15 protein-coding genes, 1 tRNA gene and 1 pseudogene are annotated in these 17833 nt (G+C 51.6%); 8 read left to right on the top strand and 9 right to left on the bottom strand.

Annotation, left to right across the window (positions count from 1 at the left end):
* A partial coding sequence (locus tag HN413_01760) for a GAF domain-containing protein (GenBank protein MBT3389114.1) occupies positions 1 to 1109 on the bottom strand: 1109 nt, incomplete at its 3' end.
* A 232-nt stretch (positions 1110 to 1341) separates the two neighbouring features.
* Here HN413_01760 and HN413_01755 point away from each other — a divergent pair.
* The gene (locus HN413_01755) at positions 1342 to 2211 is read left to right on the top strand and encodes a GlcNAc-PI de-N-acetylase (GenBank protein ID MBT3389113.1); all 870 of its coding nucleotides are present in this window, start codon (positions 1342 to 1344) and stop codon (positions 2209 to 2211) included.
* Between the two features lie 79 nt (positions 2212 to 2290).
* Entirely contained in the window at positions 2291 to 3538 is a 1248-nt protein-coding gene (locus tag HN413_01750) for a peptidoglycan DD-metalloendopeptidase family protein (protein ID MBT3389112.1), read from the top strand.
* A 62-nt stretch (positions 3539 to 3600) separates the two neighbouring features.
* On the opposite strand, the gene arsM is transcribed toward HN413_01750, so the two are convergent.
* Entirely contained in the window at positions 3601 to 4467 is an 867-nt protein-coding gene (arsM, locus tag HN413_01745) for an arsenite methyltransferase (GenBank protein MBT3389111.1), read from the bottom strand.
* 61 nt (positions 4468 to 4528) lie between these two features.
* Positions 4529 to 4849, bottom strand: coding sequence for a winged helix-turn-helix transcriptional regulator (locus HN413_01740; protein MBT3389110.1), 321 nt, complete (start codon positions 4847 to 4849; stop codon positions 4529 to 4531).
* Positions 4850 to 5045: 196 nt separating this feature from the next.
* Here HN413_01740 and HN413_01735 point away from each other — a divergent pair.
* Positions 5046 to 5119 (top strand) — tRNA-Val (locus tag HN413_01735).
* Between the two features lie 379 nt (positions 5120 to 5498).
* On the opposite strand, the pseudogene HN413_01730 reads toward HN413_01735, so the two are convergent.
* Positions 5499 to 5810, bottom strand: a pseudogene (locus tag HN413_01730) (redoxin domain-containing protein).
* 9 nt (positions 5811 to 5819) lie between these two features.
* On the bottom strand, positions 5820 to 5954 hold the full coding sequence (locus HN413_01725) for a redoxin domain-containing protein (protein ID MBT3389109.1): 135 nt from the start codon (positions 5952 to 5954) through the stop codon (positions 5820 to 5822).
* Between the two features lie 390 nt (positions 5955 to 6344).
* On the opposite strand from HN413_01725, the gene HN413_01720 reads away from it, so the two are divergent.
* Together HN413_01720 and HN413_01715 are read left to right on the top strand one after the other, a co-directional pair.
* Positions 6345 to 7718 (top strand): hypothetical protein, encoded by a 1374-nt coding sequence (locus tag HN413_01720; protein ID MBT3389108.1) that lies wholly within the window; start codon positions 6345 to 6347, stop codon positions 7716 to 7718.
* A gap of 14 nt (positions 7719 to 7732) precedes the next feature.
* Positions 7733 to 8596: a DinB family protein gene (locus tag HN413_01715; protein ID MBT3389107.1), complete on the top strand. Its 864-nt coding sequence runs from the start codon at positions 7733 to 7735 to the stop codon at positions 8594 to 8596.
* 55 nt (positions 8597 to 8651) lie between these two features.
* On the opposite strand, the gene HN413_01710 is transcribed toward HN413_01715, so the two are convergent.
* Both HN413_01710 and HN413_01705 read right to left on the bottom strand, forming a co-directional pair.
* Positions 8652 to 9902: an MFS transporter gene (locus tag HN413_01710; protein MBT3389106.1), complete on the bottom strand. Its 1251-nt coding sequence runs from the start codon at positions 9900 to 9902 to the stop codon at positions 8652 to 8654.
* On the bottom strand, positions 9892 to 10461 hold the full coding sequence (locus tag HN413_01705; protein MBT3389105.1) for a hypothetical protein: 570 nt from the start codon (positions 10459 to 10461) through the stop codon (positions 9892 to 9894). Before HN413_01705 ends, HN413_01710 begins: the two co-directional genes overlap by 11 nt.
* A 287-nt stretch (positions 10462 to 10748) precedes the next feature.
* Here HN413_01705 and HN413_01700 point away from each other — a divergent pair, with 287 nt between their 5' ends.
* Entirely contained in the window at positions 10749 to 11114 is a 366-nt protein-coding gene (locus HN413_01700) for a nucleotide pyrophosphohydrolase (GenBank protein ID MBT3389104.1), read from the top strand.
* 16 nt (positions 11115 to 11130) lie between these two features.
* On the opposite strand, the gene HN413_01695 is transcribed toward HN413_01700, so the two are convergent.
* Positions 11131 to 12309: an aminotransferase class V-fold PLP-dependent enzyme gene (locus tag HN413_01695; GenBank protein ID MBT3389103.1), complete on the bottom strand. Its 1179-nt coding sequence runs from the start codon at positions 12307 to 12309 to the stop codon at positions 11131 to 11133.
* A gap of 189 nt (positions 12310 to 12498) precedes the next feature.
* On the opposite strand from HN413_01695, the gene HN413_01690 reads away from it, so the two are divergent.
* Both HN413_01690 and HN413_01685 read left to right on the top strand, forming a co-directional pair.
* Positions 12499 to 14379, top strand: a complete 1881-nt coding sequence (locus HN413_01690) for a S9 family peptidase (GenBank protein ID MBT3389102.1) — start codon at positions 12499 to 12501, stop codon at positions 14377 to 14379.
* Positions 14380 to 14466: 87 nt separating this feature from the next.
* Positions 14467 to 14766, top strand: a complete 300-nt coding sequence (locus HN413_01685) for a hypothetical protein (GenBank protein ID MBT3389101.1) — start codon at positions 14467 to 14469, stop codon at positions 14764 to 14766.
* A 39-nt stretch (positions 14767 to 14805) separates the two neighbouring features.
* Here the strand turns inward: HN413_01685 and HN413_01680 are convergent, their stop codons facing one another.
* A complete protein-coding gene (locus tag HN413_01680) occupies positions 14806 to 17604 on the bottom strand; it encodes a cation-translocating P-type ATPase (protein MBT3389100.1) in 2799 nt (932 codons plus the stop codon).
* Positions 17605 to 17833: the final 229 nt, after the last annotated feature.

Here is a 17833-nt window from a genome sequence, read left to right as displayed (position 1 = left end):
CTTCCGTTTTGTCTTTTCTTCCTTGAATACTGCTCATCGAGCGGGAATTGCTGTGAGAAAGCAAATGTTTCCGGGTGAGCAATCGTCATCACGCCGACCACGCGCGCTTGAATTTTCAGCGGCAACCCCACAATCGACCCCGCCCACATTGGCGGCGCGCCCTCATACAAGGTATGATCACGCATATTATCCACCTTAATCAATTCCCCGCTTCTGGCTACAGAATATGTCAGCCCGCCCTCGCGCGGCTGCGACCATGCCTGCCCTTTGCGCCCATCCGCCCACAAAGCCGCTTTGAATACCAGGTTGTTGGCTTCATATAGAAAAATATGAGCATCCTGCGCACGATGAATCAATACTAAAGCATGATGAAGGATGTTATCCAAAACCTGCTGCAAATCCAAATGACTTGTCAACACCAGGCTTACCTGGCGCAGCGTTTCCAATCCCTGCACTCGCGACTCCGCCAGCGCATACACCCGCGAGCGAGCAATCGCCGACCCGGCGCAACTGGCGATCATACGTCCCATGGCAAGTTGATGAACTTCAAAAGCGAAAGATGGGCGCGTATCTGTCACCAAAATTCCCCCCGCCAGGCCGTCATCCGTTCTTACAGCCAGCCACAGAAATAATGTCAGACCGGTTGTGATTAAAAACTCTTGCTGGATAGCGGATAAAGTCGGATCTTCCGCTGAAATGATGCTTGTTGACTGAGTAGAGAGATCGGCTTGCACCCAAGGAGGGAACGGACCCGGGTCGGGGTGAGTGCCATGGTGAGGTTTAGATTCGCTCTCAAAGGCCTGACTGTCATCCAACGCAGCCAATTTTTCGGCAACAGCATTCCATTGCAGAAAAACAGCATTTTCAGCCTGCATGAGCTTGCGTATATCTGCCGCAGCTTTGACAGCAATCTTTTGATAATCGGTCAGATTTGCAATCGTTGTGACCGCTTCAATCAGTTGCATCATTTCCGTCAGCCATACACACCGCGATTCCCCTGAAGCATCATTCGACTCTAATTGCTCGAAAAGAAACTGAATAATGGCATCATTCCATTTTTCATCCAGAGGTTCCAGTTGAGCAATGATACGTTGCAAACGGTCTTCCATTGCAAAGAAACTCCACAATTATAAGGTTTTATTATATTTGGTATTTTTATACCACAACCAACATTTTGCAGGCGCAGAAATGCCTGTATTCTATCGTCATTTAATTGAATAAATGTTACAAATTTGAAATTTTTAAATTTCAATAGCCGTATCTCGCTCGGGCAATGGCCCGGCAAGCCAGGTACTCTTAGGATAGCATATATTTGAACAGAAAGGTATAATCGTACTAATTATGTCTAATTCAAATTACAAAGCCACTATTTTAGCTGTACTCGCTCACCCGGATGATGAATCGTTCGGTATGGGGGGCACGTTGGCGCTATACGCCGAGCGCGGCGTCGATGTACACCTCATCTGCGCAACCCGCGGCGAGGCTGGTGAAGTTGGTCCAGAGTATTTGCTGGACTTTACTTCAATTGCAGACTTGCGCGAAGCCGAACTGCGCTGTGCAGCAGGTCACTTGGGGTTGGCAGGCGTACATTTTCTTGACTATCGCGATTCAGGGATGGTCGGCTCCCCCGATAACGAGTACCCCGAGGCATTTATTAACGCCCCGCTGGAGGATGTTGCCGCGCAGGTTGCCAATCTGATACGCGCATTTAAACCCCAGGTTGTCCTGACCTTTGACCCAATTGGCGGCTACCGCCATCCGGATCATATTCACATCCACAAAGCGGCTACGCAGGCCTTTTCTATGGCCGGAGATGCTGCTTATCAGAGTAATTTGCCAACATATCAGCCGCGGCGGCTCTATTATCATACGATTTCAAAACGCTTTCTGCGCGTTGCCATACGTTTGTTGCAACTGTTTGGCAAAGACCCCAGTCGTTGGGGACGCAATGAAGATATTGATTTGACGCAATTGATTGTAGATTTTCCTACCCATGTCAAGATCAACTATCGCGCTGTAGAAAAACGCAAAGCAGCCGCGTCGCAATGCCATGCCAGCCAAATTGGACCAGCAATCACTGGGGGGGCCTTCCGTTGGCTATTTCGGTTGCTCGGCTTCGGGAGTGTAGACCTCTTCATGCAGGCCTCACCCGCCCCGAGCGAAGCTGTGGGCGACGATTTTTTTGATGGGATCACCTTTGAGGGAGAGTAATCTCTCTTTGCGACTCATTTTTTGCTAACTTGACTGCCGCAAATGCTGGTGATATGATGCCTCGCGTTGAGGCACATTTATGGCATACGATCCGCTAAACGATAGCGATCTCTTTGATGAAGAGGAATATACTCCTGAACCTGCTCAACCCAGAGCGGTTGCAGAACAAGAAACGCCGGGCGACGATTCGTCGTCCGGTCTTTTTGAGCAATTTTGGACTCAAATTGCTCATGCCGGTTTGGTTGAACCGGTTTTGCGTTCAGGGACGCTCTTGCTGTCGCTGGTATTAGTCATCATTGTGGTTTGGGCGTTGCGTTCAGTCAACTTAAGTGCTGTGATGAGCGGATTGCCCAACGAAGGGGGCGGGCTGCTCTCTGCCCCACAAATGACGCCCACGCCGCAAAGCTATATTGCAGCATTACCCCCTATGCCCTCCCCAGATCAAATCAGCAGTACAGGGATTGGGCGGCAGGCAAAAATTCATACCACCATTCCCACGCGGGCGCGCTCAAAAATTATCCAATATACTGTTGAATTTGGCGATTCGGTTTTTGGTATCGCCGAGCAATTCGGCTTGAAACCCGAAACGATCCTATGGGCTAATACGGCCACGTTGCAAGATAACCCCCATCAACTGCAAGAGGGGCAAGTCCTCAACATTATGCCCGTGGATGGCACGTATCACAAGTGGGGTGAGGGGGAGCAACTCGCTAAAGTGGCCGAATTCTATGGCGTGGATGCGAATGAAATCTTACAATGGCCGGGGAATAATTTTGATTTGACGCAAACCACGGTTGAGAATTTCAGCGCTGAAGCCGGGACAATGTTGATTATCCCCGGCGGGACGCGCGCACTGATCGATTATGGCCCGCCACGCATCCCGCGCGATAATCCGGCGGTTGCGCGCACCTATGGGCCTGGTCACTGCGGCACGTTGGCTGATGGCATCATCGGCGATGGTGTATTCATTTGGCCGACGGCGGGACACTGGCTCTCGGGCTACGACTATAACCCAGCGGCAAATCATTCGGGGATTGACATCGGCGGCAAATCCGGCGATACGATTTCGGCGATTGATGATGGCGTGGTGGTGTATGCAGGCTGGAGCTACAGTGGCTACGGCAATCTGGTAGTAATTGATCACGGCAACGACTGGCAATCGTTGTATGCTCATCTTGATGGCTACTATGTCAATTGTGGGGAAAGTGTATACCAGGGCGCAACCGTTGGCGCAATGGGAAGTACAGGCGCTTCGTCGGGGCCACACCTGCACTTTGAAATTCTGTATGGTTCCGCCCGAGTTAACCCCTGGAATTTCTTGCCATAAACACAAAAAAGAGTCCGGGGGCTGCGAAGCAGTCTCCGGACTCTTTTTTATAGAGCTTGCTTTTATTCAGGTTTGCGGGCTGTAATCTTGGCGCTGAAAATCATTTTATCGAAAATGTGCTTGTTTTCAATCAACCTATCACTAAGATCAAGCTGCCGAATGGCTTCGTCTGCCATTTCTTTACCCCAGTATACCGCTTTCATTTCTACATCTACAAACCCTGCGGCTTCAATAGAGGCAATAAATTCCTGAACATCCAGCGCACCAGCAATGCAACCAGCCCAGGCACTTACGCTGGATTTGATTTCCTGTGGCAGCGGGCCATCGGTAACAATATCGCTCACGGCTAATTTGCCCCCCGGACGCAGCGCCCGAAACGTTTCCCGAAGCACCTGGGGTTTATCGGGGCTGAGGTTGATGACGCAATTGGAGATAATTACATCCACAGTCTCATCGGCAACAGGTAGGTTTTCGATCTCGCCCAAACGGAATTCAACATTGTCTGCACCCAGTTTTGCTTTGTTGGCGCGAGCGCGTTCGAGCATCGCGGGGGTCATATCCACACCAATCACTTTTCCGGTAGGGCCAACTTTTTTGGCCGCCAGAAAACAATCAATCCCGCCGCCGGAGCCCAAATCCAATACGGTTTGGCCGACTTCTAAAGCAGCTAACGTGACTGGATCCCCACACCCCAGGGAAAGTTCGGTGACATCGGCGGGCAAATCAAAGGCTGCGGGGTCTTCATAGATGTGCGCGACGGTTTCCAGCTGAAGAAGATCATCCGAAGGACTGCAACAAGAACTTTGTGTGGAAGAGCAGCCGCAGTCAGCCTGCGATCCAGGTTGGTGTTGTTCGGCAAAGTTTCCATAGCGCTCTCGTACTGCAGAGCGAATATCTGTGGCGGCTTTTTGTGATGTTTGAGTTGTCATTTTTTCTCCTTATATAGAAGTATTTATATGTATCTATTTATTGTGGCAAAAAAACACCGTTTTATTCCGGCACACTGATGACCATTTTTACGGGCTGATTGGGAGCAAAATCCTCGGCAACCTGACAGCAGCCGCGTGCCAAACTCTCCTGATCGAGGGTGTAGAAAACTTGCTTGCCGCGTCGCTCCGATTTTACCAATCCAGCATTTTTGAGAATCTTCAAGTGATGGGAAACGGTCGGCTGGGCAACATCGAGCTTTTCAACAAGGTCATTGACGCTGACCAATTCGCAGCAACACAGCGCCATAATTTTTTGGCGGGTTTCATCGGCTAAAGCCTTGGCAAATTCAACGGTGTTGGTAATAAATGTTACTGTTTCCATGAGTTTGATGCGTACGCAATATCAAATTGATGTTTATCTATACGTTCAGAATTCTAATCGAAGTTTATCTATATGTCAAGCGCGATAGACTCAAAGCAGCGCGGGAGTATTTGTAGCGGATGTTCATAAAAGTCTTGCAAACCCAAGTGGCAGTGGTATAATTCCCCTCGCTGATTCGGTAATTCAGCACAAGTTCGGGCGGTTAGCTCAGTTGGTTAGAGCGTTGCGTTGACATCGCAAAGGTCGTTGGTTCGAGCCCAATACCGCCCACAAAAAATCTGGCATCTACGATGCCAGATTTTTTATTTTAAGTCTTCCAATGCACATTTCTATACGCAATGACCCACCATTGCCGCTATTTCAACACCAACTCAGCTATTCGCCGTTCATTCCAATCGAGGATAATGGTGCCATTGATATCGAAAGTTGGCGTCACCAATTTGCCCCTGGCCAGGCTGCGCGCTTTTTCGGCAGCATCTTTATTGATGACCACATCGATATCTTCATATTCAATTTCATGTTTCTCAAACCACTGACGTGCTTTGCGACAATCGGGGCACCAACGGTTGCAGTACATCACAATGGCGCTTTTTGAGGCGGGCGCTGCTTCTTTGGGTAGATTCTCCGTCCGCAGGGTAAATGCTCCGGGATCTACGCGTTTCAACTCAGCAAAAAGCACTTCATTATCGGGTTGGTCCTCAATGTCGTGGATGTCGATATACTGAATAATGCCCGTTTTATCGATGATGAATATAGCGCGCTCGCTGCTTCCATCGGAGCGTAACACGCCATATTTTTCGGCTACTGCGCCATGAGGCCAGAAATCGCTCAACAGTGGGAACGAAATCTCATCCAGGCTTTTGGCCCAGGCTTGTAACCCAGGGATATGATCTACGCTGATGCCCAGAACCTGGACACTTGATTCCGTGAATCGAGCATATTCTGCCTGATATGACGGAATCTGGTTGCTTCAGACGGGGGTCCAGGCCAGAGGGAAGAAGGCCAGCACAACGCTGCTGCCGCGCAACTCGGACAAGGTAATAGTTTTGTCCAGATGTCCGGGCAGGGTGAAATCGGGGGCGAGATCGCCAGTTTTGAGTTTCATAATTATCCTTTCAATATAGGGCATCTTGCAGCGGGCGCGTGTATTGGCCGCTATCGCCATCGAGCATGAATTTGCATAAATCTTCGAGAACAAAAAATATCATTAAAAATTCTGAAGCGCTTTTGAGAAAACTAAGGCCAGGCACGGGGCCCCGCCTGTTCGTCAACAATTTGGTTACTAGAGAATTCTATCAGATAACAGACCGATCATCTTTCTATTTTCAAAAGGATTCTCTGAAAACTGTCGTAAGAAACTCCACATGGGAATTTTCAGAAACCCAGCAGAGTTCCAACTCATAAATCTGGAGTTTGTTGTACAATGAAGGCAGTCACATGGTAATTGTTTACCGCAGAAATGCCATTCATTGGTGCACCGGAGGTACAACGCAATATGCTGGTTATCATTAGCGATTTACACCTGAAAGACGGCACGTCTGGCAGTTCAATTACGCCCGATGCATTTAGCGTATTTGGCGAGCGGCTGCGCAGCATGGCCTACCGCGCCTCCTGGCGTGCCGACGGACGTTACGAGCCCCTCCGCTCGATTGATCTACTGCTGCTGGGCGATGCCTTCGATTTGATCCGCTCAGAACGCTGGCTGGTCAATGCCACTGGCGAAGTTGAAACCATCCGTCCGTGGGATCATCCGCAGGGAAACGCCTATGCCGAGAAAATTACCGAAATTACCGAAGCCATCCTGGAGCATAACCGTGCTGGGTTTGAACTGCTAAAGCGCATCAGCCGCGGCGAAACTGTGCAACTTCCTCCGGCAACGCAAGCCGGGCAGCCCGATCATAATAGCGCTGAGCGCATCCCCCTGACCGTGCGCATCCACTACATGGTGGGCAACCACGATTGGTTTTTCCATCTGCCTGGCCCGAAATACGATGCTATACGTCAACGTGTTGTCGATACCTTGGGTCTGGCAAATAGCGCCGAGCTATTCCCATACCACCCCGAAGAATCGCCCTTTATCATGAAATTGTTTCGCGATTACCGCGTTTACGCGCGGCATGGCGATCAGTTTGACAAGATGAACTATGACGCGGATGCCGGACGAGACGCCTCAACCGTGGGGGATGCCATGACGATAGATTTGCTGACGCGCTTCCCCTATGAGGTTCGGCGTCAAACGGGCACACGCCTGCCTCTGGAGTTGAGCGAAGGTCTAAAAGAACTCTCCAATATCCGACCGGCAATTGTCACCCCTCTGTGGGTGAATAACCTGGTCAATAATTATGCCAGCGACCCCGAACAATCCACATTCATCAAGAATATTTGGGATACGGCTGCCGAAGAGTTTTTGCAAACCGGATTTGTGCGTTCACACGATCGGTGGCTGGCTTTCGATGCCGTCGACGGGTTAGAAGCGGCGCTTTTCTTTGCCAAGGGGCTTTCCTTTGATGCAATGAGCAAACTAGCCGGTTGGGCAAACCAAAAACTTTGGGGCGCCGACAAAATCTCGATTGCAGAAAATGCCCTGAAAGAAAGCGCTTATCAAGACCGCACCGCCGATTATATTATCTACGGGCATACACATTTTCACGAAATTGCACCACTCGATACCTATTTCGATAATAGCGTAATGCACAACCAGATTTATATCAACTCTGGCACCTGGCATTCCTATTATGATATGACCATGCAAGCCCCTGACAAACTGAAATTTGTGGGCATGCACGTGATGACCTACCTGGCATTTTTTAAGGATGACGAGCGCGGTGGCAAACATTTTGAAGCCTGGTCGGGATCGCTATCGCAATAAATCCGGGAGATATTATGACTGAGTTAAAACTCATCGAAGCGATTGAGCATTTTGCCGCCATCACCAAGAACTGCACCGACGACGATCTCGAAATCGAATGGCAATGGCGCGCCTACAACGAAGGGCTTCGCTTTGCTTTTCTGCGCACTTACGAAGAATTGCGCCAACTGGCCGCCACTTTGATCTCGCAACGCTCAACGGGCGGAAAAAGCATCCATACCGCCCAGCGTGCCCTGGCGCAATATCATGCTGCATACCGTCAGTTTCAAGCCGTCATGCTGACGGTAGACGATGAACATTTCGATGTTCCGCCGGGGAAAAATGAGTGGTCCCTGCGGCGCACGATCGGGCATATCATTGCTGCTGAGCGCGAATTTTTCGCCCGCATCGAGTTTGCGGTTCAACAGCATCGCCAGGGTGTTGAAGAAACCAGCGAGATGAGCAGCGCCGAAGTTGAAGAGTTTGTCGGGCCTTTTGCAGATTTTGAGCGCAACATGAACCGGCTCTCCATGGCCGGAGTGATGGCGATCTATGATACGCTGCATAAACGCGTCTTGCGCGAATTGGCTGATATCCACGCCTTCGAATTGGAAGCCCCCTCCCTGTGGTGGGAGGGCATCCCGCTCTCGGTGGAGTTCCGTCTGCATCGGCTGGATTCGCACCTGCGGCAACACACGCTCCAAATTGAGAAAACCCTCCTGGCGCTGACAGAGCCGCCCTGCGAAGCATATCAATTGCTAAAATTGGTCTATGCCGCTTTGGCTGATGTTGAAGGGGTAATCATTGGCGATTGGTTATTGGGACAACGTGAGCAGCAAGAACTGGCGGCTAGCATCCAACAGCGTGCTGAAGCGATCAAAATCATACTGAAGGGCTGATATTCAGCAAAAAAGAGCCGCCGGAGGTGAACACCTCCGGCGGCTCTTTTTTGCATCAACTTGCCAGGTCCGCGGGTGGGTCTGGCTTATCGGGCATTTTGAATTTGAACCAGGTGGGAATCACGGTCAACAGGGCTACAGCCGCAGTGATGATGAATGGCAAGCGCGGGCTGAAGCGCTCCCATAGCTGCGCGCCAATCCACGGGGCAGGCAGGGAGATCAGCCCCAGGCTGCTGCGGAACATCCCCGAGAAGACTCCCAGCAAATTTTGCGGCACCACCTTCGAGATCAGCGATTGATACGCCGGGCTGAGTAATCCCACACCAAAGCCAAAGACCACCCATGTGATCGCAAATCCCAGGAAAACATCCACCTGCAAGAAAATCATGAAGGCTGCAAAAACCATCAAGAAACCCATTGAAATCGGTACACGTTCCCCAAAACGGTCGGAAATCATACCCGAAAGCATTGGGGTTATCATCATTGCCAGCGAGAAAATTGACCCCAGCAGGCCAATTTGCACCAGCGAGATTCCGGCCACCTGCTCCAGATAGAGCGGCTGCAACTCACCGGATAGGCGGAAAGCAATGTCGCGCACGCCATCGGTGACAAATATCCAGGTGATAACGCCGCCGCCAATCAGCATGGCCCACATGGAACTCAGGCTGGTTTTGAAAGAGCTGGCGGTCAATTTTTGCGGGTGCCTGTCTGAACTGGCTGACATCGTCGTCGCCATCCAGATGCGCAACCCCGCCGCGATAGCATATAGCAATGCTGATCCCAGCATCATTATTTTAAATCCATAGTATTGGGTTAGAAATCCGCCCAGCGGCGGCCCGATGACTCCGGTGATCTGAAAAATTGTATCGGTGATGCCATAAACTTTGCCGCGATTCTTTTCGGATGAGTTCTCGGCGATGAACGCGCCAAAGCTGGGGCCAACCAATGCATAGGGAATCTGGCTAAAGGAGATGGCGACCAACATCCACTGCCAGGAGGGCGCCAGCAGCATAGCTGTATAACCCAATACCCCGCCAACGCTGCCAATAGCGATTGCGCGCAGGCGACCAATCGAATCGGAAACCCAACCGCCGAATAGCTGCAAAATCAAAATCGCTACCGATGAGAGTGTAAAGACCAACCCCACCTGGCTAATACTGGCTCCTAGTTCGGTGAGGTAAATGGGCATCATCATCGGGAACATTGAACCCGCAATATTGGCAACCACCATTGCGAACATAAACCAACGCATGATGGGCGTGAGGAGGGGTTGTTTTTGAGTTTGTTCCATATTTTTAGTAGCCATAGGCCGTTCGGGTGCGTGAGCCCAGGTACGAGAGTCCTTTGAGAAGCCCGATCACTATCAATATGGCCCACCACGTAATCGCCAGCGGCATAAACGTGCGTAGCCACTGCCCGCTATCGAAGTAGAAGTACACATCTTCGGGCGCAACTACCCAGCGTTGATTGACTTCTTTAATGTAGTGGGTTTGGCGGTGGAAAGTATCAAAATCAAAATAGAGATAATGAAAGTATCCGCTTTCATCTACTTCTACCAGAAGCATATAGGCCATCTTGGGCCGCGACTCCAGCATGATTTCACGTTTCAGGCCGGTCAGTTCTGAATAGAGCTGGGCATCACCATTTTTGATAGCTGTCTCCAGGGAAATGGCTACCGGGCCAGGGGATGAGTACTCTTCTTGATATTCTGCGCTAAAATACGCTTCATCAAAACGGACCCGTCCGTGGATGTATGAACTCAACCTGAGCGCTCCAGCAATCATCAAAGGCACCGCTATCAACAAGAGCGCCTTCAACACAGGCTTGATAATGCTCTTTTGTTCATTTTTCATTTGCACAGTCATCACTACCTCCTGAATGTGCATACAATACTGCTTTCGCAACGATTAGGTTTATTTTTAAACACTCTGTCTTCCTTGTACATATATCAAGATTGTACATATAAAAATAAATAATGTCAATATTTTTTTATATTTTTATTTATTTTTCTTTATATATAGATATTTTATAAATCATACAATTAATTTTTTTTATTTTATGACTTTACTGCAAAAAGCACCAGATGGAAGGTTCCGCATCTCGTTTTTAGCTTTTTGAAGTAGAGTCTTTCAAGATTTTCAAGGAGCTATATATGCCACCACTCGACTACCAACAAATTGTCCGTGAGTTTACACAAGAGCACCAGCTACAGATTTCCACAGTCAGCCGTCTGCTCGATTTGGTTGCTGAACTTGGCGAAGTTGCCAAAGAAATCCTTGAATCCACCCATTATGGCCGCGAGACCTTTCAACCTTCCAAGAACTGGGATGCAGAATTGGGCGACACTTTCTTTTCGCTGATTTGCCTTGCTAACAGCACACAAGTCAACCTGGATACTGCGTTGACACAAGTGTTGAAAAAATATCAGCTGCGAATAGCTCAAAAAGGCAGTGCAGCCAGCGACGCGACAATATCTTCCGATGCACGGCAATTGGACACCACGCGCAAAATGACTTAACAATGAAAGTATGGCACTAAAGGCCAATGCGCGTCTGGGGCAGCAACTCCTTCAGTCCAATATACAGTGCATCCAAATCTGTCTGTGTATTATAGCCCTGGACAGAAATGCGCACGAATTTTCGCCCATTCCAATCTATCAGCGGAACCTCTACCCGGTACTCGTCATACAGGCGCTCTTTTAGCGCGGCAATATCGGTATTGGGTGGTAAAGGAGCAATACCCATCTGATGATACAGACCAGAATCCAGCGGATATAGAGGCTCCATTTGCACCAGCTCGCAAATACGCTGGATCGTCGGGCGGAGCAGATTGTGGCATCCCTGACGCACTTGCTCCCAATTATGTGTTTCCATAAATTGAATGGCTGCTGAAATCGAAAGCGAAGCAGCCGGGTCTTTGGTGCCAGTCCAACTCAGATAATCTACATATTGCGAGCCACTGGCGATCTGTGGCGCGGCATGATACCCCCAACTGACGATCAACGGCTTGACCAAATGCTGCACTTCAGGGCGAGCATAGAGAAAGCCGGCCCCCTTCGGAGCAAGCATCCATTTATGACAATTGCCAACATACCAGTCGGGTTCAATTGCTTCCAAGTTGAGCGAAATCTGACCAGGAGCATGGGCGCCATCCACCAGAGTCAAAATGCCATTCTGGCGGGCGCGAGCGCAGACGGCTTCCACCGGCAGGCGCAGGGCTGTCGGGGAGGTGATATGACTCAAGTAGATAACCCGGGTGCGCGATGTGACGCCGCGCCAAAACTGCTCAAGAATTTCTTCGGATGAACGTACCGGCAAGGGGATAGGCTGATGAATATATGTTGCGCCCGTCTTTTGACAGACGAATTCCCAGGTGTAATCACAAGCGCCGTATTCATGGTCGCTGGTTAAAATTTCATCGCCAGGGCCTAACGCCAGCGAACGGGCGATAATATTCACCCCATGCGTGGCGTTAGGGACAAAAGCCAGATTGTCGGCGGTGGTGTGCAGGTAAGCTTCCAACGCTTGGCGCGCCTGACGATCATATATATTCATTTCACGCCCCAAAAATAATACTGGCTGTTTCTCCAATCTCCGCTGCCAATCTTGATATTCATCAAAAACCGGGCGCGGGCAAGCACCAAAGGAACCGTGATTAAGAAAGTGGATTGAAAAATCTAGTAAAAACAAGTCGCTGATTTGATTGGACATCATGGCTTCAACTTTCGGTATTTACAAACCCATCATTCTGACAAGAATACCTGCAAACAAACGCAAAAAAACGAGTTCGTGATGGCTGCTAAAACATGGCAAGAGTATACATCATACGATTACCATTCGCATCAACACGTACACCACAGAAACAAGTGATGATAAGATAGGATGAATGAACAGGAGTTCCTTATGAAAACAAGAAAACAATTCGGCCTGTGGCCCAGTCCGATCAGTCCTCAGCGCATTGGCGCGGGGCTAAGCCTCAGCGATATCGCCTGGGACGATGACGGTACGCTGGTATGGCGAGAGAGCCGAGGGGCAGGGGGCGTGCTCGTGGTACAGCCGCCCGATGGCGAAGCGTTTCGCGACCTGAATAGCGATTATACGGCCAGCGCGGGCGTGGGCTACGGCGGCGGCGATTTTTGCGTCGGGCACGGGGCGGTATATTTCGTCGAGAGTAAGGGCAAACGCCTTTTCCGGCAACCCACCCAGAGCGGCGGAACGGCTGAGCCGATCACCCCCGAGTTTGGCGCGGCGGCCTCACCGGCGATCTCCCCCGATGGCGCGCACTTACTCTTCATCCACACCTATGAACATCAAGACTCACTTGCCATTGTGGACACCGAAGGGGTAAATTGGCCGACAAAATTGGTCTCCGGCGACGATTTTTATATGCAACCCCGCTGGCATCCCGGCGGCGAAAAGATCGCCTGGATTGCGTGGAATCATCCGCAAATGCCGTGGGATGGGACAATTTTAAAAGTTGGGAAGTTGAAGGTTGAAGGTTGGCGAATTGATGATGTTATTACCGTGGCTGGAGACGAGAAGACGGCCATCTTCCAGCCGCAATTTTCGCCCGATGGGCGTTTTTTGGCCTATGTCTCCGACGAAAGCGGCTGGTGGCAGATTTATGTATATGATCTTGAGAGCGGCGAGACGCGGCAATTAACCCACGCCGTAGCCGAGCATGGCATCCCGGCGTGGGTGCAAGGCATGAGAACCTACGGCTTCAGCCCTGGTGGTGAACGCATTTATTGTATTCGCATTCAAAATGGGTTTAGCAGCCTGTGGCAGGTGGACGTAGTCAGCGGCGCGGAGAGCCAGATTGAGTTGCCCAAAGAATATACCTGGCTGGAGCAGATAGCCGTACATCCGCGCGATGAGCGCATCGCCCTGATGGCCTCCGGCGACCTATGCCCCAAGCGGATCATCACCGCCGACCCCGCGGGTGCGTGCCGCGTTTGGCGGCGTTCTGCCCCCGAAGATTTACCCACCGAGACCTACGTCGCGTCCGAGGCCATCATCTGGCCTGGTATGGATGGCGGCGATGCGCACGGCCTGTTCTACACCCCGCAAAGTGAGCAGTTCGAGGGCGTTGGCCTGCCCCCGCTGATGGTCTTGATCCACGGCGGGCCAACCAGCCAACGCGGAGCCAGCTTCGACGCTCAGGCACAGTTCTTCACCACGCGCGGCTTTGCCGTGCTGCAAGTCAACTACCGCGGCAGCACTGGCTACGGACGCCTGTACCGTGAGATGCTGCGCGGCAATTGGGGCATTTATGATGTGGAAGACGCAGTCAGCGGAGCGCGGCATCTGGCGGCGCAAGGCCGCGTTGATAATGACCGTCTGGTGATTATGGGCGGTAGCGCCGGAGGCTTCACTGTGCTCAAAGCGCTGGAAGATTATCCGGGCGTGTTCAAGGCCGGGGTGTGCCTGTACGGGGTTGCCAATCAATTCTCGTTGGTAGCCGACACCCACAAATTCGAAGAGCGCTATTCCGATTCGCTGCTGGGGTCTTTGCCCGAGGCTGCCGAATTATATCGCCAACGCTCGCCGATTTTCTTCGCCGACAAGATTCAAGACCCGGTGATTGTCTTCCAGGGGGAGGATGATAAAGTTGTGCCTAAAGCCCAATCCGATGCAATTGTAGCCGCATTGAAACAAAATGGCGTGCCGCATGAATATCATCTCTACGCGGGCGAAGGCCATGGCTTCCGCAAGCCTGAGACGATTGAGCATTTTTATAACACGCTAGAGAAATTTTTGCGCGAGTATGTGGTTTACGCGTAGCGCGCTAGACCTCGGAGTTCTCAGCCTCGACGACTCTCCAGTTTGAGGGCATCATGCTGAGAACTCCGAGGTCTGTGAGGAAATCCCATGAACATTTTAAAAAAAATCACCAAATTCCTGACCACCACGCCTGATCGAACCCCAGTCTATTGGCTGAATGTGCAGTGCAACCACTGCGGCGAGATCATCAAGACACGCATCAATCTGTACAACGACCTCAGCATCCACTATGGCAAAAAAGCGCAAAGTGACACCTATTTTTGCCGCAAGGTGATTGTTGGCACCCAGCGCTGCTATCGTCCCATCGAAGTGGAACTAACCTTCAATCACGAGCGAAAATTGATGGATCGAGAGATTAACGGGGGGAAGTTTGTAGAGGAGGAATGAAAGACTTCGGAGTTCTCGAAGAACTCCGAAGTCTGGGACCTACGAGCGCCGCGCCAGGTACCACTTGGTTACTTCTGCTGCAAAAGCAGGGACGAACAACAACGGCAGCAAATACTGCCATTGCGCCCAGGTCAAAGGAGCGGTATCAAAAACTGGCTGTAGGAAGGGAACGTAAATCACAGCCAGCAGCAACACCATCGAGGAGAGTACCGCCCAGTTCATGCTGCGGTTGGTAAACAGGCCAATTTTCAAAATCGGGTAGACTTCGGATCGGGCGGTGAAAGCGCGTAATAACTCCGAGAAGGAGAGCGCCACAAAGGCCATCGACTCGGCTAACTCTTGATTGCCCGGATACTGGTTCAGACCAATCAGATATGCAGTCAGCGTTACCGCAGTAATTGCAACCGTCTGCACAATGATGCCAATTTTCATACGGCGATTGATGATCGGTTCGGAAGGCGGGCGCGGGGGGCGATCCATAATATCGGGGTCGCCGCGCTCCACACCGAGGGCCAGTGCAGGCGCACCATCGGTAATCAGATTCAGCCACAGGAGTTGAATCGCTGTCAGAGGGGAGGGCAAACCCATCAGCGTCGCCAGGAAAATAATCGCAATTTCAGCCAGATTGCACGAGAGCAGGTAATACACAAATTTGCGGATATTGCTATAAATCACGCGTCCCTGCTCAACAGCCGAAACGATGCTGGCGTAATTATCGTCGGTGAGTACCATATCGGCGGTCTCTTTGGTCACATCGGTGCCGGTGATGCCCATTGCCACGCCAATATCGGCCTGCTTGATCGAAGGCGCATCATTCACACCGTCGCCAGTCATCGCCACAACTTCGCCATTGGCGCGCAAGGCCTGAACTACACGCATCTTGTGCTGTGGCGAAACGCGAGCAAACACATCGGTATGACGCACAGCTTCTTGCAGCGCAGCGTCATCCAGCAGATCAAGTTCCTGACCGGTAAGCACGCCATGCCGTTCGCCGAGCAAGCCAATATCTTGCGCAATGGCGCGGGCGGTATTGGGATAGTCGCCAGTAATCATCACGGTGCGGATGCCCGCGGTACGGGCAATATCCAGGGCGGGCGGCACTTCGGGGCGAGCGGGGTCGATCATGCCAATCAACCCCACAAAAATCAAATTCTCTTCCAGGCCATCGTCCAGAAATTCGCCGTCGTTGTCATTATCCAAATTATCCGAAATGCGGTATGCAACGCCCAACACGCGTAACGCGTCTGCTGTCATGCTATCGTTGGCTTCCAAAATGCGGCGGCGCTGCTCATCATCCAGCGGTACAGCCTGATCGTTCCGGTTCTGATAATGCGTACACTGCTGCAAAACCACATCGGGGGCGCCCTTTTCGGCTACCACAAACCACTGACGCTGCTTGTCGTCATAAAATGGAGAAAGGTCTTCTGGCTTCGGGTCGTTGACGGTATGCACCGTGACCATGCGTTTGCGCTCGGAATCAAAGGGAATTTCCTGAATGCGCGGATAAGCCTGATTCAGCGGCCCGGGCAGGGCACCTGCCTTAGCGGCAGCGACGAGCAGCGCGCCCTCGGTGGGGTCGCCTACGATCCGATGCGTGGACTCGCCTTTTTCGCTGGGTTGCGCTTCCAGCAGCGCGTCGTTGTTCAGCGCGCCAATCCACAAGGTCGTCAGAATGGCGGGATAATCATTCAGCCTGACAGTTTCACCCGCGCACAAGAAATCGCCTTCAGGTGTATAGCCGCTGCCGGTAACTTCGATAAACTCGCCATCGGCGGCCACACGGGTGACAGTCATTTCGTTTTGAGTCAGGGTGCCGGTTTTATCGGAGCAGATGACGGTAGCCGAGCCAAGTGTCTCGACAGAGGAAAGGCGGCGAATGAGGGCATTGCGTTTTATCATCTCGCGCATGCCCAACGCCAAACTGATCGTCACTACGGCTGGCAAACCTTCGGGCACAGCCGCAATCGCCAGGCTAACGGCGATAATGAACATCTCCAACGGCGGGGTGCCGCGCAGCCAACCCAGCACAAAAACCAGCGCGCTAATCGTCAGCGCCGCCCAGCCAAGCGTGCGCCCCAACTGGTCGAGGCGTTTTTGCAGCGGGGTTTGTTCTTGCTCCACAGATTGCAACATTTCAGCGATGCGCCCAATTTGGGTCTGCATGCCGGTGGCGACTACCGCCCCGATGCCGCGGCCATACGTGACCACGGTTCCCATGAAGGCGGTATTATCCAGATCGCCAGTGGGAGTATCGGGAGCAAAGGTGGCTGCGAAGTCTTTTCTCACCGGGACAGATTCCCCTGTCAGGGGGGCCTCATCCACACGCAGGTTGACCGTCTCCACCAGCCGCACATCCGCCGGAATATAATTGCCCGCTTCGAGGTAGACAATATCTCCGGGCACAAGTTCCCGCCCCGGGACGCTGACGCGGCTGCCATCTCGCAATACATCCGCCTCGGGGGCAGCCAATTCTTGCAGCGCGGCCAACGCGGCCTCGGCGCGGCGTTCCTGCACCACACCCAGCACAGCATTCAGCACCACAATTGCCATAATGGCAGCGGCTTCGACCCAGTCGCCCAGCGCAGCAGAGATGACCGCGGCGACGATGAGCAAGATAACCACAAAATCGGTGAGCTGCACCCAGAGCATCTGCCAGATGGTGGTGGGCGGGGCTTCTTCTAGTTTATTGGGGCCGTAGGTTGTGAGGCGGTGCTGCGCTTCCCCCCCGGAAAGTCCCTTTTCAAGTGAAACTTCCAATTTATTCAGACTTTCATCAGAAGTGAGTGTATACCAAAGGGTATCGGTTCCCCTGGCATTGATTTGTTGTTCATCAAACATATAAAGCTCCATCAAGAAATCATCAAAGACTAAAGGCTATGGGGTAACCCGAGTGTTCCGATTATACCGCGCTCAATGATATTCCAACGTAAATTCTTACCCCCCATATAATGAGGGGGATTACGTCGCATAGCGAATACTTGCCGCTATCGTCAGGGATGCTATAATCGGCGCTTGCAACACAACCGTCAGGCCAAACTTGAAACCTAAAAGTATTTCTTGCATCTAA

The organism is Chloroflexota bacterium, assembly GCA_018648225.1.
Taxonomy (GTDB): Bacteria; Chloroflexota; Anaerolineae; order Anaerolineales; family UBA11858; genus NIOZ-UU35.
This window is presented reverse-complemented; position numbering and strand designations above follow the sequence as displayed.